The 21,910-nt window shown below is 41.9% G+C and carries 18 protein-coding genes and 1 pseudogene; 8 read left to right on the top strand and 11 right to left on the bottom strand.

Annotation, left to right across the window (positions count from 1 at the left end; all coding sequences use genetic code 11):
• Positions 1 to 24: 24 nt before the first annotated feature.
• The 5 genes from leuS to P3L40_RS16585 all read right to left on the bottom strand — a co-directional run bounded on the left by leuS (position 25) and on the right by P3L40_RS16585 (position 6,047).
• Positions 25 to 2,607, bottom strand: a complete 2,583-nt coding sequence (leuS, locus tag P3L40_RS16605) for a leucine--tRNA ligase (RefSeq protein WP_140172811.1) — start codon at positions 2,605 to 2,607, stop codon at positions 25 to 27.
• A gap of 313 nt (positions 2,608 to 2,920) precedes the next feature.
• Positions 2,921 to 3,646 (bottom strand): amino acid ABC transporter ATP-binding protein, encoded by a 726-nt coding sequence (locus P3L40_RS16600; protein WP_004257041.1) that lies wholly within the window; start codon positions 3,644 to 3,646, stop codon positions 2,921 to 2,923.
• Positions 3,643 to 4,320, bottom strand: coding sequence for a glutamate/aspartate ABC transporter permease GltK (gene gltK, locus P3L40_RS16595; protein WP_036958176.1), 678 nt, complete (start codon positions 4,318 to 4,320; stop codon positions 3,643 to 3,645). The genes P3L40_RS16600 and gltK overlap by 4 nt, the downstream gene beginning before the upstream one ends.
• Positions 4,321 to 4,324: 4 nt before the next feature.
• Complete coding sequence (locus tag P3L40_RS16590; RefSeq protein ID WP_004257036.1) at positions 4,325 to 5,065, bottom strand: amino acid ABC transporter permease; 741 nt, start codon at positions 5,063 to 5,065, stop codon at positions 4,325 to 4,327.
• A gap of 115 nt (positions 5,066 to 5,180) precedes the next feature.
• Positions 5,181 to 6,047 (bottom strand): glutamate/aspartate ABC transporter substrate-binding protein, encoded by an 867-nt coding sequence (locus P3L40_RS16585; protein ID WP_004257033.1) that lies wholly within the window; start codon positions 6,045 to 6,047, stop codon positions 5,181 to 5,183.
• Between the two features lie 607 nt (positions 6,048 to 6,654).
• Between P3L40_RS16585 and P3L40_RS16580 the strand changes: the two genes are divergently transcribed.
• From P3L40_RS16580 to P3L40_RS16560, 5 genes are all read left to right on the top strand, one after another.
• Entirely contained in the window at positions 6,655 to 7,065 is a 411-nt protein-coding gene (locus P3L40_RS16580; protein ID WP_094961801.1) for a metal resistance protein, read from the top strand.
• Between the two features lie 48 nt (positions 7,066 to 7,113).
• Positions 7,114 to 9,186 (top strand): protein-disulfide reductase DsbD family protein, encoded by a 2,073-nt coding sequence (locus tag P3L40_RS16575; protein WP_210853478.1) that lies wholly within the window; start codon positions 7,114 to 7,116, stop codon positions 9,184 to 9,186.
• Entirely contained in the window at positions 9,183 to 9,914 is a 732-nt protein-coding gene (locus P3L40_RS16570) for a DsbA family protein (protein ID WP_004257016.1), read from the top strand. Before P3L40_RS16575 ends, P3L40_RS16570 begins: the two co-directional genes overlap by 4 nt.
• Before the next feature lie 268 nt (positions 9,915 to 10,182).
• Positions 10,183 to 10,683 (top strand): redoxin domain-containing protein, encoded by a 501-nt coding sequence (locus P3L40_RS16565; RefSeq protein WP_110591315.1) that lies wholly within the window; start codon positions 10,183 to 10,185, stop codon positions 10,681 to 10,683.
• A gap of 110 nt (positions 10,684 to 10,793) precedes the next feature.
• Positions 10,794 to 11,321: a protein K gene (locus P3L40_RS16560; RefSeq protein ID WP_096864955.1), complete on the top strand. Its 528-nt coding sequence runs from the start codon at positions 10,794 to 10,796 to the stop codon at positions 11,319 to 11,321.
• A 48-nt stretch (positions 11,322 to 11,369) separates the two neighbouring features.
• On the opposite strand, the gene P3L40_RS16555 is transcribed toward P3L40_RS16560, so the two are convergent.
• On the bottom strand, positions 11,370 to 12,083 hold the full coding sequence (locus P3L40_RS16555) for an NUDIX hydrolase (protein ID WP_004257005.1): 714 nt from the start codon (positions 12,081 to 12,083) through the stop codon (positions 11,370 to 11,372).
• Between the two features lie 151 nt (positions 12,084 to 12,234).
• Between P3L40_RS16555 and P3L40_RS16550 the strand changes: the two are divergent.
• Together P3L40_RS16550 and P3L40_RS16545 are read left to right on the top strand one after the other, a co-directional pair.
• A pseudogene (locus P3L40_RS16550) lies at positions 12,235 to 13,254 on the top strand (SPFH domain-containing protein).
• Positions 13,254 to 14,177 (top strand): sugar kinase, encoded by a 924-nt coding sequence (locus P3L40_RS16545; protein ID WP_196732554.1) that lies wholly within the window; start codon positions 13,254 to 13,256, stop codon positions 14,175 to 14,177. Before P3L40_RS16550 ends, P3L40_RS16545 begins: the two are co-directional and overlap by 1 nt.
• Positions 14,178 to 14,223: 46 nt before the next feature.
• Here P3L40_RS16545 and lnt read toward each other — a convergent pair whose 3' ends face one another.
• From lnt to miaB, 5 genes are all read right to left on the bottom strand, one after another.
• Positions 14,224 to 15,753 (bottom strand): apolipoprotein N-acyltransferase, encoded by a 1,530-nt coding sequence (gene lnt / locus P3L40_RS16540; protein ID WP_004256995.1) that lies wholly within the window; start codon positions 15,751 to 15,753, stop codon positions 14,224 to 14,226.
• Entirely contained in the window at positions 15,753 to 16,637 is an 885-nt protein-coding gene (gene corC, locus P3L40_RS16535) for a CNNM family magnesium/cobalt transport protein CorC (protein ID WP_210853486.1), read from the bottom strand. The genes lnt and corC overlap by 1 nt, the downstream gene beginning before the upstream one ends.
• A gap of 615 nt (positions 16,638 to 17,252) precedes the next feature.
• Positions 17,253 to 17,720: an rRNA maturation RNase YbeY gene (gene ybeY / locus P3L40_RS16530; RefSeq protein WP_004256989.1), complete on the bottom strand. Its 468-nt coding sequence runs from the start codon at positions 17,718 to 17,720 to the stop codon at positions 17,253 to 17,255.
• Entirely contained in the window at positions 17,721 to 18,773 is a 1,053-nt protein-coding gene (locus tag P3L40_RS16525; RefSeq protein WP_210853488.1) for a PhoH family protein, read from the bottom strand.
• Positions 18,774 to 18,812: 39 nt separating this feature from the next.
• Positions 18,813 to 20,243, bottom strand: coding sequence for a tRNA (N6-isopentenyl adenosine(37)-C2)-methylthiotransferase MiaB (gene miaB / locus P3L40_RS16520; RefSeq protein WP_096864953.1), 1,431 nt, complete (start codon positions 20,241 to 20,243; stop codon positions 18,813 to 18,815).
• A 462-nt stretch (positions 20,244 to 20,705) separates the two neighbouring features.
• On the opposite strand from miaB, the gene ubiF reads away from it, so the two are divergent.
• Positions 20,706 to 21,893: a 3-demethoxyubiquinol 3-hydroxylase gene (gene ubiF, locus P3L40_RS16515; protein ID WP_210853482.1), complete on the top strand. Its 1,188-nt coding sequence runs from the start codon at positions 20,706 to 20,708 to the stop codon at positions 21,891 to 21,893.
• Positions 21,894 to 21,910 lie beyond the last annotated feature (17 nt).

Below are 21,910 nucleotides of genomic sequence, written 5' to 3'. Positions count from 1 at the left end.
TCCTTATCAGCCAACAACCTAATATTAACCTACAACAAGGTTTAGCAATTTGCCTGGGACATAGATTACTTTGCGGATGCCAACACCTTCAAGGTATTTCGCTACGCTCGGTTCATTTTTTGCCATATCTAGGACAAATTCTTGGTTTGCATCAGCCGGAACGGTGATACGACCACGAACCTTACCATTAACTTGAACGACAACCAGTTTGGTATCGTCAATCATGGCTTTTTCATCAGCAACAGGCCATTGTGCGAAATCGATGTCTGTTTTGTGACCGAGCGCTTTCCACATTTCAAAGCAAGCATGTGGAATGATTGGTGATAACATCAGCGTGATAGCCTCAAGAGACTCTTGAACTAATGCACGGTCTTGTTCCGTTTCTTGTGGCGCACGAACCAATTTGTTCATGAATTCCATGATAGCAGCAATTGCAGTGTTGAATGCATAACGACGGCTGAAATCATCAGAGACTTTCGCGATTGTTTTGTGCAGATCACGACGTAAGTCTTTTTGTTCAGGTGTTAATGTGCTGATATCTAAAGGTGAAGTTGCACCTTTTTGTGAGTGCTCGTGTACTAAACGCCAAACGCGACGAACGAAGCGGTTAGCACCTTCAACGCTGGATTCTTGCCACTCAAGGGTTAACTCTGGTGGTGCAGCAAACATCATAAATAGGCGAACGGTATCCGCACCGTATTTTTCGACCATTAATTGTGGGTCAATACCGTTGTTTTTCGACTTAGACATTTTGCTCATACCGGTATACACCAGTTCATGGCCTTCATTATCTACGGCTTTAATAATACGGTTTTTGTCGTCACGTTCAACAATGGCGTCTGCTGGAGAAACCCAAACACGCTGACCATCGCTGCCCGTATAATAGAATGCATCAGCAAGCACCATGCCTTGGCACAGTAAGCGTTTTGCTGGTTCATCTGAGTTGACTAACCCTGCATCACGCATCAACTTATGGAAGAAGCGGAAATACATTAAGTGCATGATGGCATGTTCGATACCACCAATATATTGGTCAACCGGTAACCAGTAGTTTGCTGCCTCGGGGTCTAACATGCCGTCGTCATATTGCGGGCAGGTATAACGTGCATAGTACCAAGAAGATTCCATAAAGGTATCGAAGGTATCGGTTTCACGTAATGCAGGTTGACCGTTAATGGTCATTTTTGCCCACTCAGGGTCAGCTTTAATTGGGCTGGTAATGCCGTTCATCACGACATCTTCTGGCAAAATGACAGGTAACTGGTCTTCAGGAACAGGAACGACAGTACCATCTTCCAATGTTGCCATTGGGATTGGTGCCCCCCAGTAACGTTGACGTGAAACACCCCAGTCACGTAAGCGGTAGTTTACTTTACGTTGACCTGCACCTAGCGCGACAAGTTTGTCTGAAATGGCATTGAAGCCAGCTTGGTGGTCTAACCCACTGAATTCACCTGAGTTAATCAGTGCATTTTTTTCGGTCATCGCTTCTTGGGATAAATCAGGCTCATTGCCATCAGCATCGGCAATAACTGCTTTGATGGGTAAGTTATATTTGTGAGCGAATTCCCAGTCACGTTGGTCATGGGCAGGAACGGCCATAACAGCACCAGTACCGTATTCCATTAAGACAAAGTTAGCGACCCAAATTGGCAACTTTTCTTGGGTTAATGGATGAATAACGAATAAACCGGTTGCCATACCTTTTTTATCCATGGTTGCCATATCTGCTTCCGCAGTTTTGGTATTACGGCACTCATCAATAAATTGGGCTAATTCAGGGTTATTTGTCGCGGCTTCTTTAGCCAGAGGGTGACCTGCTGCAACAGCCACATAAGTTGCCCCCATAAAAGTATCAGGGCGAGTGGTATAGACTGTTAAGGTCTCATCACGGTCTGCAACATTGAACGTGATCTCAGTCCCTTCGGAACGGCCGATCCAGTTGCGCTGCATGGTTTTGACTTGCTCTGGCCAGTCATCTAATTTGTCAAGGTCGTTGAGCAGCTCTTCTGCGTAGTCGGTAATTTTAATAAACCACTGTGGGATTTCTTTGCGCTCAACAGGGGTGTCACAACGCCAGCAGCAGCCATCAACCACTTGTTCATTCGCCAAAACAGTTAAGTCATGTGGGCACCAGTTAACCGCAGAGGTTTTTTTGTACACTAAACCTTTTTCATACAATTTAGTGAAGAACCATTGTTCCCAACGGTAATATTCAGGGGTACAAGTCGTGACTTCGCGATCCCAATCGTAACCGAAACCGAGCATTTTCAGCTGGTTTTTCATGTAATCGATATTGGCATAAGTCCAAGGCGCAGGAGCAGTATTATTTTTAACCGCAGCACCTTCAGCAGGCAGACCAAACGCATCCCAACCAATTGGTTGGAGAACGTTTTTCCCCAACAAACGTTGGTAACGAGAGATAACGTCACCCATGGTGTAGTTACGTACGTGGCCCATGTGTAGTCGACCAGAAGGGTAAGGTAGCATGGACAGGCAGTAGTATTTTTCTTTGCTGTTGTCTTCAGTCACTTTGAAAGTTGCTTTTTCATCCCAGTGACGCTGTACTTTAGGCTCTATATCTTCTGGACGATATTGTTCTTGCATGGCACCGATAATCCTATGGTGAATAAATGCTACATCTGTAGCGTGAATGTCTTTCTTAATTGAGATCGCATAGCATAGCGGATCTACACCGAAAACAACAATAGTTGATTAGCTGAACCTACGAGGGAGGCTGGATATTGCTTTTCGGGGAACGGATCAGGATATTTTACGCTGATAACCAAACAACTTAACTAAAAAGTTTGTTAAATGGTAGTGGTTTATTGATCTATTTCGAATTCAGGTTGTTGTTGTTGATTTATTTGCTAATAGCGCAGTGATAAGACGAGGGAGCTAATGAGCTCCCTCTTGAATATTAATGGAGGATTTTTGCGAGAAAATCTTTTGCACGGTCGGATTGTGGGTTAGCAAAAAAATCTTCTTTTTTACTGTCTTCAACTATCTTGCCTTCATCCATAAAAATAACACGATTAGCCACTTTTTTGGCGAATCCCATTTCATGGGTAACCACCATCATGGTCATGCCTTCATTGGCTAATTCAACCATAACATCAAGCACTTCGTTGATCATTTCTGGGTCTAGCGCTGAAGTAGGTTCATCAAATAGCATAGCGATAGGATCCATACACAGTGCTCGAGCGATAGCGACACGCTGTTGTTGCCCACCTGAAAGCTGAGCTGGAAATTTATTGGCATGGCTGGATAAACCTACGCGTTCCAATAATTTCAAACCTTTTGCTTCCGCTTCTTTTTTATCGCGGTTTAATACCTTAACTTGCGCTAATGTCAAATTTTCAATAATCGACAAATGAGGAAATAGCTCGAAGTGTTGGAATACCATCCCAACTTTAGAGCGAAGTTTTGCAAGGTCAGTTTTTTTGTTATTAACTTGAATATCATTCACAAAAATCTCACCCTGTTGAATCGGCTCTAAACCATTCACTGTTTTTATTAATGTGGATTTACCAGAACCAGATGGCCCGCACACAACCACAACCTCACCTTTTTTAACTTCAGTTGTGCAGTCTGTAAGCACCTGAAATTGGCCATACCATTTGGATACATTTTTCAGGGTTATCATGAAACAGTCCTTTTCTTAAGATAATTCACTAACATAGAAGCGCCAAAACTGACAATAAAGTACACCAGACCCGCAAACAGTACCATCTCTACTTGTGTCCCATCACGCTCACCAATATTGGTGGCGGTACGGAAAAAGTCTGTCAAACTGAGCACATACACGAGGGATGAGTCTTGGAACAGCACAATCCCTTGAGTTAACAGCAATGGCACCATGGCTTTAAAGGCTTGCGGTAACACCACGAGCCGCATAGTTTGCATATTTGTCATTCCCAAAGCTAACGCCGCAGAGGCTTGTCCTCGTGAAATACTTTGAATACCAGCACGAATAATCTCAGAGTAATAGGCCGCTTCAAAAAGAGAGAAGGCTATCATTGCAGAAATTAAACGAATATCATTTTTTGGTGATAAGCCTAGAACATTTTGTAATAAGCTAGGTACGATTAAGTAAAACCACAGTAAAACCATAACCAACGGAATAGAACGGAATGTATTCACATACAAGGCCGCAAACCAGCTAATTGGTTTGAATGTGGATAACCGCATCACGGCAAGGACGGTACCCCACAAAATTCCGACCACTATCGCGGTTAGTGTGATTTTTGCTGTGACAATAAAGCCATCGATTAAAAAGGGCATACTCGGAGCAATTGAGCTCCAGTCAAATTCATACATCATTTTACCGCCCTCCAAGAGTGCCTGGTAAGCGAACTTTGCGCTCTAATAACGTCATCAGAATCATGATAATGACGTTAATACCGACATAAGCTAACGTAATTGCGGTAAAGGATTCCCATGCGTGAGCAGAATAGTCCAATAGCTTTCCGGCTTGTGCTGCCATATCGACTAAGCCAATGGTTGACGCAATGGCTGAGTTTTTAACCAAGTTCAACATTTCTGACGTCATTGGTGGCAAAATAACCCGATAGGCATTGGGTAATAGAACGTAGCGATAGGTTTGTGGCAAAGTCAGCCCCATTGCGAGTGCGGCACTTTTTTGCCCTCTAGGTAGTGACTGAATGGCTGCGCGCACTTGCTCAGTCATCCGCGCTGCGGTGAATAACCCAAGGCAAAGCATTGAGGAAATAAAGAATTGATAGTTAGGGTCTAAATCCATTTTAAACCAATCCCCGATTGAACGCGGGAGAAGTTCTGGAATAACTAAATACCAAGTAAAAAATTGTACAATAAGCGGCACGTTACGGAATAATTCTACGTATGCGGTACCTAAAAAAGCTAAAAAACGGTTAGGTACTGTACGTAAAATACCGAAGAATGAACCGACTAGAAATGCAATAATCCAAGCGCAAATAGAAAGTGTTACGGTGACTTCGAGGCCAGATATTAACCACCCTAAGTAGGTGGTATTCCCAAATGGGGCTTCCTGAAGGAAAATCCCCCAATTCCAGTTAATAGACATAATATTGACTTCCTGTGGGCAATGTAATTCCCGAATACTGTCGTAAGAGAGGATGCAAGGCGGGGAACGACCGCCTTGCAATTCTTACTTCAGTAATACCCTGTTTGTCTTTTTATTAGTTTAATGCTTTGTCATTTGGTTCTTTAAATAAGGCTTTCATTTCATCGGACAAAGTAAATTTCAGGTTCAGATTTTTTGGTGGAATAGGCTGATTGAACCAGCGGTCAAAGGATTTCTCTGCGACCCCCGAGGTCTGTGCATTCGCAATGGTTTCGTCGATAAGTGCTTTAAATTGAGGATCATCTTTACGCAACATACAGCCATAAGCTTCTTCAGTTTGCGGTTTGCCAACGATTTCCCAGATATCCGGTTTTTTCGCTTTTGCTCGCTCACCCGCTAACAATGCATCATCCATCATAAAGGCAACAGCACGGCCTGACTCCAAGGTACGGAATGAGTCACCATGGTCTTTCGCGCTGATAATGCGCATTTTCATATTTTTTTCATCATTCAACTGATTCAACAGAATTTCAGAAGTCGTACCTGAGGTCACGACAACATTTTTACCGGCTAAGTCAGCAAAGTCTTTTACACCGGAATCACCTTTGGTGAGTAAGCGTGTCCCGACCACAAAGATAGTGTTAGAGAAAGCTGCTTGTTTTTGTCTTTCTACGTTATTGGTTGTTGAACCACATTCAAAATCAAATGTGCCATTTTGCAGGAGTGGAATACGGTTTTGTGATGTAATGGGAATGAGTTTGACTTGCAGATCAGGCATGTTTAATTTTTTCTTCACTGCATCAACAATGGCATTTGAATAATCCTGCGAGTAACCAACCACTTTCTGGCTATTATCATAGTAAGAGAACGGTACGGATGATTCACGATGACCAACAACTATTACACCGTTGTCTTTGATTTTTTTCAGAGTGCCGTTTAATTCTTCTGCTTGGACTGCGCAGGTTGCACCTAAAATCATCATCGATAATACAAGTTTACTTATACGCATAATTACAACTCCTTTAGAACATCGGTGTAAACCCGTTGTAATTTTAAGGGGTCATCACGAGATAACGCCTGAATTACTGTGGTTTTGTAGTGTTGTGTTTGCAAATATTTCGCAGATTTAGACAATACCGCGATTATCCGCTATATGTTTTATTGTTGTTAAAAAGTAATTAAATTTGTTAATTAATGAAAACAAATTGTTTCAATTTCGGGAGCTGTCTCGCATATTATTTGGGTAATTTTTGAATTACCGCACTAACATGGTGATTTGCCACTTAATATTGTCCTAAACTGATAGTCACGCACTGTTAAGGTGCAATCTATCTTCATTTCATGTCATATATTGGATAAAGCAATTTACGTGCCTAGTTTTGATGGAACTGCATTTTTGTTCATTGGGAAGAGAATAATATTTGTAAAGTTAGCTGATGACACTTGTACGGAATATTTTGCTGTGTAAGATGTAACCTCTATTTAATTTATAGACGGTGTAACGGTATTAATCAAAGACTGGTTTTTATCGTTATGGTTATCAAAGTCGCATAATTAGTATTATTTCAGGAAGTTATACCAAGGTGCGCATGAACAGGCATTTAAAATTAGGTAAAGGATTAGTGATATTCGCCTGTCTGATGGTATTGATTTGTATGAATCAACGCGCCGTCGGAGAGCGTCTGCTCGCCAATTTTTTTGTGCCAGATGTCTTAGCTCAAGTGCAAATTAATACTGGAGCTAACCTTTCCTATATCGAACAATCACAAGTAAAACAAGGTGATAGCAGTAGTACACATCTTTCTAGTTGTGAACTTAGCGCCAAGTCATTAATGACTTTGTTACCTGCTGTGCTTGAACCATTCTTCTTTATGTTCCTTACTTTGGCTGCGCTAACTTTATTTTGTACTAATCTATTTATATCTAGAGCAAATAATGAAGAGAAGCATGCCCCTCCAAGAGTCAGAAGACACTTACAATTTTGTAATCTTCGGAATTAACACACAACGAATAGGGATTCGTTTGTGTAATTTATTCTGGAGGAAACAATGCGTTTTTTAATTAATTCATTTTTTATATTTTTTGCACTATTTTCGAGCAGTTTATACGCTGCAGATACGGGGTGGTTGCAACCTGCGAATACGGGGTGGATGAATGACAACACTCCACGGCATGCGCAGGTCAGGTTATTAAGTTCAGCACAGGAAAATGGCAAAATTGAAGTTTTGCTTGATGTGCAACTTGATGAGGGGTGGAAAACCTATTGGCGCTCACCAGGCGAAGGCGGAGTAGCGCCTGAAATTGTATGGTCGTCACCTGTCGAATCAACAGATTGGCAATGGCCAACACCAGGGCGCTTTGATGTTGCTGGTGTTTCAACTCAAGGTTATATGGGCGATGTAGTTTTCCCGATAACAGTAACAAGTAATGAGAAGTTGGACAAACTGGCAGGAACGTTAACATTATCAACATGTAGCAATGTTTGTATTTTAACCGATTACCCATTTGAGCTCGATTTAACAGAACCTGTTCCTGCTGACTTTACTTGGGCGTTTAACCAAGCCAAAGGTGCGGTTCCACCATCAAGTGGTTTAGTTGAGCAAACCAAAGTTGGTTTTGCTAATGATAAGCTAATCATTGAATTACAAAAAAATACAGGGAACTCGTGGGAACAACCGAACATTTTCACTGATGTGGTTGAAGGGGCGGCGTTAGGCGTACCTGTAATAGAAACATCAGGAGAACATTTAACAGCAACAATAGATGTTGGTGATGATTGGGGGGGCGAGTCTCCTGATTTAACCGGAAAAACCATTTCTTTTGTGGTTTCTGATGGTGACATTTCCCAGAAAATTAGCCATCAAGTTAGCACATTTACTGGCACAATAGTGTCAAAAGTGAGTGGTGCTTCTTTATGGCAAGTGGTGTTATTTGCACTTTTAGGTGGCTTGATCCTTAATCTAATGCCATGCGTTCTTCCTGTGCTCGCCATGAAACTGGGCTCAGTCTTAATGGTTCCACAAGGTGAGCAGAAAACCATTCGTCGCCAATTTTTACTGTCTTCTTCAGGGATTTTGGTTTCCTTCTGGTTACTCGCCTTACTGATGACCTTACTGCGGGTCGGTCAGCAAGCCGTTGGCTGGGGCATTCAGTTCCAAAACCCATGGTTTATCGGCTTTATGGTGGTGGTAACGGCGTTATTTACTGCAAATTTATTTGGTTTATTCGAAATAAACCTAGGCAGTAAGGCCAATACACGCTTGGCGACCGCAGGTGGTCATGGCAATAGTGGTCATTTTTGGCAAGGAGTATTTGCGACATTACTGGCAACGCCTTGCTCTGCACCATTTTTGGGCACAGCTGTGGCCTTTGCACTGGCTGCACCAATGGAAGAGTTGTGGTTGATCTTCACCGCATTAGGTATAGGAATGAGTTTACCTTGGCTATTAATTGCCGCTTTTCCTGCCATTGCGAGGTTGTTACCAAAACCGGGTATGTGGATGCTCAAATTGCGTGCAATACTTGGAGTCATGATGCTAGTTTCCAGCTTATGGCTAATTAGCTTATTAATTCCGCATTTTGGTGTCTCTACTTCGACCGCGATTGCTGTCATTTTCTTAGTGTTATTAGTGGTCTTTATCGCGATAAAACGTGGTGTAAGGGCGGCTATCTTGCCATTTATATTATTTGCCGTTTTTGCTGGTGGATTTGTTTGGATGACGCAAGAACAGCACTCTGGTAGCCGCTCTCTCGTTAAAGATACGGTGAATTGGCAACCGCTAACTGAACAGGCAATTGCTGATGCGCTAGCGGATAATAAACGCGTATTTATTGATGTTACCGCGGAATGGTGCGTAACCTGTAAGGCAAATAAATACAATGTATTGCTAAGAGATGATATTCAACAGCTGCTTAGTGAACCTGATGTTGTTGCTTTACGTGGTGATTGGACGAAGCCTTCACCTGAAATTACGGCATTTTTACAAAAACGTGGGCAGGTCGCTGTTCCATTTAATCAAATCTATGGCCCTAACTTGGCCGAAGGCGAAGTACTTTCAACGATACTTGATCGTGAATCGCTAATATCCGTTATGAATCAGGCCAAAGGAGCCACAAAATGAAAAAAACAATTTTAGCTGTTTTATTTTCGTCACTAATGATTGGGTCAGTAGCACAGGCGGCACCTTTGAGTGCAGACCAAGAAGCACAAGTGCGTAAATTAGTGCGTGATACTTTGGTTGAAAACCCAGAAATTCTCGAAGAAGCTATCGTTGCCCTGCAAGCCAAACAAGGGGAAAAACAACAAGCCCAAATGAAAGAAACGTTAAAAGCGGAGCACGATGCTTTATTCAATGACCCAACCAGCCCGCGTATCGGTAAAAAAGATGCCAAGTTAGTTTTAGTTAACTTTACTGATTTTAACTGCCCATTCTGTAAGCGTTTCGACCCTCAACTGATGGATATTGTGAAAAAATATCCAAATGATGTGGCAGTGGTAATCAAATATTTACCATTTAAAGGCCAAACATCAATGGATTCAGCTCAGTTAACCATGACACTGTGGCAAGAAGACCCGAAAGCATTTGAAGCTTTACACCATAAATTTATGCAAAAACAGGGCATGCTATCAGATGCAAATATCAAAGATGCTCTCAAAGCCACTGGCAACGATAAGCTAAAAGCGAGTGATAAGAGCCGCGATGGTATTCGTACCAATATGATATTGGCAGAAAAATTGGGTGTGAATGGTACCCCAGCAACATTGGTGGGTGATGAAATGATCCCAGGTGCTATTGATGCACAGCAGTTTGAGGCGGTAGTGAAGGAGCAGCTCGCTAAGCTCAAATAATCCTCGTCATACTTCGTGCTGTGGCGTTGTTGGCTTCGCTTACTAACCCTAGTCACATACTTATGTATGCTCCTAGGGCTTAGTTTCACTCGCCGCCTAGCCTCAACACGAATTATTTAGAGGATAAAGATTAAACAATCCAAACTCTAAAATTAGAGGATAGGAAAAAAATATTTAATTAAATGCTAAAGCATTCATTTTAAGTGGATGTTTTGGTTTCTTACATCTTTGATTTGTACTATTTGATAACAAATAGGTAAGTAACTATATGAATAAAATAAAAAAGTGGTCTAAAGAAATTATTGTTTTGGCAATTATTTTATTTATTGCCTTTACGGTGATGGATTTATGGCGCAAACCACAAACCCTTGCGCCCGTATTATTGGAGCAGCACACTCTAGTGAATGGTGAGAGCGTTTCATTAGCTGAGTTAAGTAAAGAAAAACCGATTCTAGTGTATTTTTGGGCAACTTGGTGTGGGGTATGTAATTTGACTTCGCCAACGGTATCAGAGTTAAGCCAATCAGGTATGCCAATTATTTCGATCGCGATACGTTCAGGTGAAACATCTCGCTTAATCAAGGGAATGGAAAACAAGGAATTAACGTTTCCTGTGATTAACGATACCAGCGGTCAGCTTTCCAATGCGGTTGGGGTCAGCGCAACTCCCACATTTATGGTAATTGATAACGGTGAATTAGTCAGCTTTACATCGGGTTGGACTAGCTCTTATGGCCTAAAAATGCGTATGTGGTTGGCATCGTTTTAATTTTTCTATCATCCCCTTTGGCTTAAAAAGGGGATTTTTCTGCCTATAAGTTTAATTTATCATTATGGTAAACTCATTCGGCTATATAAATAATAAAATAGGTGAATGGGATGGCTATGTTTAAAAAAGTGGTTGGATTATTTTTAGGCGCGGTATTAATCACGGGATGCTCCCCTGATGTGGAAGAAAAAACGACAACGAAAGAACCATCAGGAACAATAGAAAATTCAAAAATAGAACAGCGTTATGATGAAATAAAAGCTAATTCAACAGAAGATAAAATCAATGCGTTTAATGCAAAAGGAGATGATGACCCAACGATGTTACGGGGCATTTTTCTATCTGACATGGCGGAATCATTGCCTATGCTGATTGATGACGTAACACTATTGACGGAAGTGACTGCTAAAAATGGCATGTTATTTTACCAATACACTATCAAAGGGATCCCTGACAATATATTGGAAGGTGATAGCTGGCAGCAAAATATGCGTGAGATTTTAAATCGCAACTATTGCGGTAAAAATGCAGGTATGGATATTTTGCATGAAATGTTTCCCGAAGGCATTACGCATAATTATCATAAGTCTAACAAACTCATTTTTACCTATATTGTTACCCCTGCAATTTGCCAATAGCATTCATTGGAATGCCTGATAATATTTGTTTATCAGGCATATCAATGATTAAAATTCTAAATTACGAATAAAACGGTAGTCCGCTGATTGTGGTTTTAAACGATACAAATTAGCGGGTCGGCCACGCTCGTGGCGTTTTTCTCCGGTATCAATTAACAAATCAGCTTGTTCGAGTCGGCGCCTAAACGATTTATTTTGTAAAGGCTTACCAATCAAAACTTCATGGACATGTTGTAGCTCTGCTAAGGTAAAAACGTCAGGTAATGCAAAACCTGGAACTATCGAATAGAGTGATTTTTGCTTTAGGCGTTCTCTCGCTTGTTGATAAAGTTTGAGGTGGTCGAATGCAAGAGTCAGTTGTTCAATTTCATCAATAGAAACCCATTTTACAGAATCCACGGTATCAATATGGGCTTCGCAGGCTTGGTAAGCAATTAGAGCTGTATAGCAAACAGTGACAGACCAGCCGCGAGGGTCTCGTTGGTGGTTTCCTTCCGTACAAAGTTGCTCAACATAAGGAGGAATAACTCCTGTTTTTTCTTTTAGTTTACGTAAAACAGTCTCTTCTAAGGTTTGATCATTTTGCTCATCAATAAATCCTCCCGGTAAGCCCCATTTCCCTTTTTCAGGGAAACTTGCTCGCTCAACCAGTAATACTTTCAACGTGTTTTCATGGTAAGTAAATAAAACGGCATCGACAGTGAGTAAAGGCGATAAATAATCTTTTCTGTCATAACTAGCAAGAAACTCTTTTTCATTCATATTGTTACCACTTATCGCTAAAGATGAAGTTTAGGGTTAAATCATACAGGTAAAAATAGTTATTGTCATTAAGACATTTAATACTTGACTTATTTGTGTCTATAAGACAATAATTAATTAAGGTCATAAAGACAATAATGAGGAATCCACTATGATTAACTTTAAATATTTCAAAGCAGACTCATCAACTTTTGTTATTCAATCGGTGAATGGGAAAGTGCGTAAGCAAGGTAAGGGGCTCAGTTTTTGGTATAACTCCGATAAAACTTCCATTGCGGCACTTCCATTAAATGCCCAAGAAGCCCCATTTATTTTTAATTTACAAACGTCTGATTTCCAAAGTTTACGTATCCAGGGGCAAATTTCTTTTCAGGTAAAGCAGCCGGAAAAAACCGCGGATGTCTTAAATTTTAATTTATCTAAGGATGGGAAAAGCTACTCTTCTGAAGATCCCCTTAAATTAAGTGACCGAGTTGTGCGAGCAGCTCAAACAGTGATTCAAGCCAAAATACAAACTACTTCATTGCGAGATGCATTACTAATTAGCCAATCATTAGTGATTTTGGTGAACCAGCAATTAGCAGAGCAGGCGGTTATTGAGTCACTGGGAATTGAAATTTTGGATGTTTCTATTTCTGCCATCGCACCATTACCTGAAACGCTCAAAGCGTTAGAAGCACAAGCGAGAGAATCCATACTGAAAGAGGCTGATGATGCCATTTATGCAAGACGTAAGTTTTCTGTAGAACAAGAACGAACAATTAAAGAAGCTGAATTAGAAACAGATTTATCTGTTCAGGCCAAAGAACAACAAATTGAAGAGGCTCGTCTTGATAATTAGCGAAAAATATTGCGAGAGCGAGCCGAAATAGAGCAAGAAGAGTTAATTGCACAAGTAAATGCAGAGGCAAAACGTAATGAGCTGGTTGCGCTTAGTGTTGAAAACCAACGTATACAGTCTGATGCAGATGCTTATTCCATTGAGTCTAAAATGAAAGCTTATAGCCAATTACCCGTTGAAAACTTAAAAGCGTTAGCGTTGGCTAAAATGGGACCTGAGCAGTTGATGGCGATGGCATTCGAATCATTGGCACAAAATGCTGGAAAAATTGGTGAGCTCAATATATCGCCTGATTTATTTGGCCAGTTAATGAAAAAAGGAGGTAAATAATGCAAAGGAATAATGACGTGCGATTTGTATTAGTCATGCGTAAAACGCGTTTACAGGAATTGATTGAACGCTTTAACACCTGGCCTCAAGCCAAATTTTACTTGGAGCACAACCATGTTGAAGTGAGCGATTATTTAAATGAGCATGATTTATATCAGCGCCAATTAGTGCAAGCCGAATCGGTATTGAAATCATTGGGTAGATTTCAATTATTGGAACGAAAATTATTGCCTAGTTACCAATTTTCTAAACACGATATTGTTGTTGTTATTGGCCAAGATGGTTTAGTGGCGAATACCTTGAAATACTTAAATGGACAGCCAGTTATTGCTATTAACCCTGATCCTGAAAGGTGGGATGGCCAACTACTTCCTTTTGAAATAGGCCAATTGCAGGAAGTCGTGATAAATACCTTAAAAGGAAAAATAGAGCAAAAAATAGTGACTTTTGCACAAGCTACAACCAATGATGGGCAATCACTATTAGCGGTAAACGATTTATTCATTGGCCCGAAAAGCCACACTTCGGCACGCTATTTATTGAACTGGAATGGGGAACAAGAGTTTCAATCATCTTCTGGAATAATTATATCCACAGGACTTGGGTCAACGGGGTGGTTTCAATCTATTTTAGCGGGAGCACAGGCCATTATGGGAGTAAGTACTCACCCGTTGGCAAAAGGATTTGGTTGGGGGGAAAGTAAATTACAATTTAGTGTTAGGGAGCCGTTTTTAAGTAAAACGACAGGAACCAGATGGGTATTTGGCACGATTGAGCCGAGTAGCCCGTTAGCTGTTGAGTCATTAATGCCAGATAACGGCGTTATTTTTTCTGATGGCATTGAAGATGATTTCTTACAATTTAATTCAGGCTGTATTGTGACGGTGAAGATTGCGGACACACAGGGGTTATTGGTTGCTTAGCTAATTCCCCACCTCATTTATAGGTACCGAGGTGGGGTCAACATCGTTACTTTTGACGTCTATTCATAGCAAAACCAAGAATACCAAACATAATGGCGATTCCCCACATTGGATGATTACTCCAACGTGCGTAAGGGGTTAGCCCTGTTGTCGGTGTGACTTCAGTGGCAAGAGTCGCTGTTTTAAATTGTGGTAGCATATCTTGTATTGAACCATCCGCACGGATCACCGCAGTTATTCCGTTATTAGTGGAACGTAATAATGGGCGTCCCAATTCTAACGAACGCATACGTGCCATTTGGAAATGCTGCCATGGGCCGATAGATTGGCCAAACCACGCATCATTTGAAACAGTAAGTAAGTAGTCGCTATCAGGTTTAAAATTATCTCTGACCTGTGTACCTAAGATAATTTCATAACAAATAGCGGCAGTGAGGTGAATATTCCCTACAGCGAGTTGGGCTTGTTGGTAATCACCACGGCTGAATCCAGACATCGGTAAGTTAAAAAACGGTGCAATAGGGCGCAGGATATCTTCTAATGGAACAAACTCCCCAAATGGCACTAAATGATGTTTGTTATAACGGTTTTTTGATGGGTAGAGATACGGGTTTTTATCCCCTAATACAATAATCGTATTAAAGAACTCATATTCCCCATCCATTGGCCTTGCATCAACGATCCCTGTGATTAATTGAGTGTTCGAAGCCGCTAACAGCCGGTCGAGGGATTTTAGCCATGCTTGGTTATCCAGTTCAACAGAAGGTACGGCAGATTCAGGCCAGATAATTAGCGATGCTTTACCAATATAAGGACGAGATAACTCCATATAGGTATCTTTGGTTTTCTGTAAAAAACTGGCTTCCCATTTCATTGATTGCGGGATATTACCTTGAACTAATGCCACCTGCATTTTGTTGTCTTCAAGCGGGGTAAACCACTGAATATTTTTGGCAACTAATGGGGCAAACAGTAAAACTACCGCTGTGGCTAATGCAATAAAGCTACGACGTAGGATAGCGAGCACTAACAAACCACTAATGCTAAATAATAGCAATGTGATCATTTCGACGCCGAATATTGGAGCGAGCGATTTCATGGGGCCATCAATTTGGCTGTAGCCAAATTGCAGCCATGGGAAACCAGTGAGAACCCAACCACGTAAAAACTCAGTGACTTGCCACAGGGCAGGAGCAAGAAATACTAAACGCCAAATATTGGCATGTGGGGCAAATTTAGCCATCAATGCCCCAAAAAGCCCCGTATAAAGGGAAAGGTATGCTGCCAAAAGAATGACAATAAAGACGTTAACAGGCCCTGGCATCCCCCCAAAATCCGCGATACTGACGTAAACCCAGTTAACGCCACTACCGAATAAGCCAAATCCCCAAGCGAAACCGATAGCAAAAGATTGCTTGGCTGTGCGCTGCAAGGTCAGTAATTGGAGAAAAAGGATAGAAAGAAGTGCGGCAGGCCAGATGTCAAAAGGCGAAAAAGCCAGCGTTCCACTGGCTCCGAAAATTAAAGCCAGCAGTAACCGCAACCGCTGACTTTGATAAATAGACGTTGAGTTCATTAAGTCTGTTCTTCTTCCAAAGTTGGAACTGGCGCGTTGTCTGGAATTTTCACGTGAAGCAGAAGGATCCGGCGACTATCTGCCATCGCAACTTTAAATTGATAGTTGTCAATTGTGATGGTTTCACCACGAGAAGGTAGATGACCGAAGGCTTGCATAACGAGGCCACCGACCGTATCAACCTCTTCGTCACTAAAATGAGTCCCAAAGGCTTCATTGAAATCTTCAATCTGCGTAAGGGCGCGCACAGAATAAGAATGGCGGCTAAGTTGACGAATATCAACATCGTCTTGGTCGTCGTATTCGTCTTCAATTTCGCCCACGATGAGCTCTAAAATATCTTCAATGGTCACTAGACCAGAAACACCACCAAACTCATCGATAACGATAGCCATATGGTAGCGTTGAGAGCGGAATTCTTTGAGTAGTCTGTCTACTCGCTTACTTTCAGGGACAACAACCGCTTGGCGTAATACCTTATCGATACTAAAAGGCTCAGCGTCAGTACGCATAAATGGCAGTAAATCTTTTGCCATTAATAACCCTTCGATATGGTCTTTATCTTCACTAATAACAGGGAAGCGTGAGTGAGCAGAGTCAATAATGACATCAAGGCACTCATCAAGCGTTTGGTTACGTTTTAAGGTAACAATTTGGGAACGCGGGATCATAATGTCGCGCACACGCTGATCCGCAATATCCATTACCCCTTCAAGCATTTCGCGGGTGTCAGGATCGATCAAATCGTTCTGTTCAGAGTCGCGGATTAATTCGACCAAATCATCACGATTTTTAGGTTCACCATGGAATAGGTGATTTAACAGTGCAAAGAACCCTTTCTTAGGACCAGGGTTATCGCTACTCGAAGAGTTATCGTCGCTCATGGCGGTTAATTTTTTTTTCCTCAAAAAATACTCGTCATACTTCGAACCGCAGCGTTGTTGGCCGCACTCGGCTACTCGAATCACATACTTATGTATGCTCATCGAGATATCCTCACTGGCCGCCTAGCTGCAATTCGAATTATTTAGAGTATTTACTCGTCGTATCTCGAACCGCAGCGTTGTTGGCTGCACTCGGCTACTCGAATCACATACTAATGTATGCTCATCGAGATATCCTCACTGGCCGCCTAGCTGCAATTCGAATTATTTAGAGTATTTACTCGTCGTATCTCGAACCGCAGCGTTGTTGGCTGCACTCGGCTACTCGAATCACATACTAATGTATGCTCATCGAGATATCCTCGCTGGCCGCCTAGCTGCAATTCGAATTATTTAGAGTATTCACTCGTCGTATCTCGAACCGCAGCGTTGTTGGCTGCACTTGGTACCAAAAGTAGCCCAAGTCAAAGTATTTGGAGCTTAGGTTAGTTAATAAAAACAGTTTACTACATTCTTTTTTAGCACAAAATTGACGGTTTATCTGCAAAATAACCGTCAATTTTTTGTAAAATAATGCTTTCTTTGACAAAGATATCTCAAAAAATTATAGTTAGGTCACTCTTTTTCTGCAAGATATGGGTCTTCATAGCCCAACTCAGCCAGAATTTCAGTTTCTAAACCTTCCATTTCTTCCGCTTCATCATCTTCAATATGATCATAGCCTAAAAGATGAAGGCAACCATGAACGACCATATGAGCCCAGTGCTCTTCTGCTGTTTTTTGTTGGTCAATAGCTTCTTGCTCAACGACTTGGCGGCAAATAATTAAATCACCAAGCAAAGGCAGTTCAATTTCTGGTGGAGCCTCAAAGGGGAATGACAACACGTTAGTCGGTTTGTCTTTGCCGCGATAGGTTAAATTTAAGTGATGGCTTTCCTGTTCATCAACTACCCGAATAGTGACTTCACTTAGTGCTTGAAATTTAGGCAAAACAGCCGCTAACCAACGCTGAAACTCGGCTTCCGAAGGCAAGCCATTAGGGTTTTCACACGCAATTTGTAAATCGAGAATAATGTCACTCATTTATAGATTTTCCTGCTTTTCAAATTGCTTTTGTTGTTCTTTTTCTTCACGTAACTGCTGGCGACGTTTATTGTCTTGTTCTTCCCAAGCCTCATAAGCCATGACAACTTTTGCAACGACTGGATGGCGAACTACGTCTTCACTGTGGAAGAAATTGAAGCTTAAATCATCGACTTCGGAAAGCACTTCAATGGCATGACGTAACCCTGATTTACTACCGCGAGGTAAGTCAACCTGAGTAATATCACCCGTCACAACCGCTTTGGAATTAAAACCAATACGTGTTAAAAACATCTTCATCTGTTCGATGGTGGTGTTTTGGCTCTCATCTAAAATAATAAAAGCATCATTCAAGGTACGGCCACGCATATAGGCCAGCGGTGCGACTTCGATAACATTACGCTCAATCAGCTTTTCAACTTTTTCAAAGCCTAACATTTCGAATAGCGCATCATAAAGTGGGCGTAGATAAGGGTCGACTTTTTGGCTGAGATCCCCAGGTAAAAAACCAAGTTTCTCACCTGCTTCAACCGCAGGACGGGTTAGCAAAATACGGCGAACCTCTTGGCGCTCTAACGCATCTACCGCCGCGGCTACCGCTAAATAGGTTTTCCCAGTTCCTGCAGGGCCAATGCCAAATGTAATATCATGGTCTAAAATATTGGCGATATATTGCGCTTGATTTGGAGTACGTGGTTTGATCACACCACGTTTAGTCTTAATATTCAACGCTTTACCGTAGTCAGGAACGCTATCGGCAGATTGCTCTAAAACACGGCTATCCAGAATGGCTAAGTGAATATTTTCAGGGTCGATATCAGGGATAACACCGCGCACAGGCGCGGTATCGACATACAGTTGACGCAAAATTTTGCTCGCCGCTTGAACATTCAGCGGCTTACCCGATAACTTAAAACGGTTATCGCGGCGATTAATTTCGATAGCAAGGCGGCGTTCTAGCTGCTTGATATTATCGTCAAATGGCCCGCAGAGGCTCATTAAACGCTGGTTATCTGCGGGTTCTAGAAAGATTTCTTGTGTTGCGATTTGCAAATTTTTTGTCTCGGTCACTGAATATCCTATGGTTGTGGCTTAGGGTTGAAAGCTGCCAACACCTAGCTCATCTTCTTTACGAGTACGTGCAATAACAGACTCTGGTGATTCATGAACGCGAAGACCCATTTGATCTTCTGTACGAATGACTTTACCGCGCAATGAGTTGGTATAAACATCCACAATTTCGACATCCACAAATTTACCGATCATATCCGGTGTACCTTCAAAGTTCACAACACGGTTATTTTCAGTACGTCCAGACAGCTCCATGACGTTTTTACGCGATGTTCCTTCAACTAAGATACGTTGAACGGTTCCCACCATTTGGCGGCTGAAGCTTAATGCCTGCTGATTAATACGCTGTTGCAGTAAGTATAGACGCTGTTTTTTCTCATCTTCGGTTACATCATCAGGTAAATCCGCAGCTGGGGTGCCTGGACGCGCGGAATAGACAAAGCTGTAGCTCATATCAAAGTTCACGTCTGCAATCAGTTTCATGGTTTTTTCGAAGTCTTCGGTTGTTTCACCGGGGAAGCCCACGATAAAGTCTGAACTGATTAGAATACCAGGGCGTGCTTCACGCAGTTTGCGAATAATGGCTTTATATTCAAGTGCGGTATGAGCGCGTTTCATCATTGTTAGAACGCGGTCTGAGCCACTTTGCACGGGTAGATGCAAGAAACTGACTAATTCAGGGGTATCGCGGTAAACTTCGATGATATCGTCAGTAAATTCAATTGGGTGGCTAGTGGTAAAGCGGACACGGTCGATGCCATCAATAGCCGCGACTAAACGCAGTAATTCTGCAAATGAGCAAATTTCACCATCAAAGGTTTCACCACGGTATGCATTCACGTTTTGACCCAGTAGGTTAACTTCACGTACACCTTGTGCAGCTAACTGTGCGATTTCAAATAGAATATCATCACAAGGGCGACTAACTTCTTCACCACGGGTATAAGGCACTACGCAGAAAGTGCAATACTTGTTACAGCCTTCCATAATGGAAACGAATGCGGTCGGGCCTTCTGCGCGAGGTTCTGGTAAGCGGTCAAATTTTTCAATTTCAGGGAAACTGATATCGATAACAGGGCTACGCGTACCTTGAACTTGATTAATCATCTCAGGCAAACGGTGCAAAGTTTGCGGGCCGAAAACGATGTCAACGCTTGGCGCACGTTGGCGAATAAAATCCCCTTCTTGCGAAGCAACACAGCCGCCTACACCAATGATGATGTCAGGGTTTTTATCTTTAAAAAACTTCCAACGACCAAGCTGATGGAAGACTTTTTCTTGTGCTTTTTCACGAATGGAACAGGTATTAAGCAGTAATAAGTCTGCTTCTTCTGCAACTTCAGTGAGTTGATAACCATGGGTATTTTCTAATAAAGAAACCATTTTGGATGAGTCATACTCATTCATTTGGCAACCCCAAGTTTTAATATATAGCTTTTTATTCGTCGACATGTCGTATATCCGGTGTTTTCGAAGCGGCTAGTGTAATGGACTCCGAAACGCGTTGTAAATCCAAAGTCCTACCCTTTATATTTTTGGGAACTCGCATGCATTTTGATTAAGGACATCATTGTATGATGGGATAAATGCAAAGATATTTAAAATGATATCACTACACGAAATCTAAGGGCAGGCAATTTGCCTATTGTTTTAAAATTAGCACGTATTGTATTCATTTGCGGCATCAGTGACCAGAGGATGTTGCAAAATTGTGGTTGTTTTTTGTGCAAATCAAAGTGTTTTCAGCAAAATATACTATTTGTAAGGTTATTAAGGTGGAGGAATGAATGGCCTCTGAGACTTCAATGCCTATATTTCCTGTGAGAACCCTCATTTTTCGGTACAATACCTTTATCCACGTGGTCACTGTTATCAAACAATAACCTTTATTAAACAGTAAATAGTAGCGAACGTATGAATAAATTAATCGAATCTTATGATGTTGTCGTCGTTGGCGCGGGTATGACTGGCGCGGCAGCAGCATTGGGCTTTGCTCAAGAAGGCATGCGAGTTGCTTTGCTTGAAAAAGCACAACCTGTGGCCTTTGACCCACAAAGTGCCCCTGATGTTCGTATTTCTGCGATTAGCCGCGCTTCTGTTGAATTGTTGGAGCAATTAGGGGCTTGGCAACATGTTAAGGCAATGCGAAGTGCCCCATATCGCCAGTTAGAAACATGGGAAGAACCAGATAGCAATGTGGTTTTTGATGCTAAAAGCCTTGGGCTACCTGAACTTGGGTTTATGGTAGAAAACAGAGTACTACAGCTTGCGTTATGGCAAGAATGTGAAAAATACAGCAATCTAGACCTTGTTTGCCCGGCGAAACTCATCAATTTATACCAACCTAAGCAGCAAAAAGAATGGATGTTAGCATTAGATGATGGCCGTACTTTACAAGCTAAGCTTGTGGTCGGAGCCGATGGCGCTAATTCGCAAGTCCGTAAAATGGCAGGAATTGGTAGCCGCGGCTGGCAGTATCGCCAGTCATGTATGTTGATTAGCATTCAAACACAGCAACCTCAGCAAGATAAAACATGGCAGCAGTTTTTCCCATCAGGGCCAAGGGCATTTTTACCTCTGTATGATAATTGGGCCTCATTAGTCTGGTATGACAGTCCCGCAAAGATTAGACGTTTACAAGGTATGTCAATGGAACAATTGACGGGAGCAATATCCGAAGCCTTTCCTGAACGTTTAGGGCCTGTTACTGCAATTGCGTCAGGGGCATTTCCACTGACTCGTCATCATGCAAGCCGCTATGTGATGGATGGGTTAGCATTGATTGGCGATGCAGCCCATACTATCAACCCATTAGCGGGGCAGGGTGTGAATTTAGGCTACCGAGATGTTGATGCTCTGTTGAAAGAAGTGACTTACGCGCGTGAATATATACAACCTTGGAATTCTCTTGGTGTATTGAAACGTTATCAACGACGTCGTTTGCCTGATAATTTAATTATGCAAGCTGGGATGGATGTTTTTTACATGGCATTTAGTGAAAACTTACCAGGATTAAAAATATTTAGGAATCTTGGGTTGATGGCGGCACAGCGTGCTGGAGAAGCGAAAAAGCTGGCGTTGAAGTATGCGTTAGGTTTATAGAAATTATCTTGAATATA

The sequence above is a fragment of the Providencia sp. PROV040 genome (assembly GCF_032706145.1).
Lineage (GTDB): Bacteria > Pseudomonadota > Gammaproteobacteria > Enterobacterales > Enterobacteriaceae > Providencia > Providencia hangzhouensis.
Note: the sequence above shows the minus strand (reverse complement) of the source record. Positions and strands in the feature narration are given on the sequence as shown.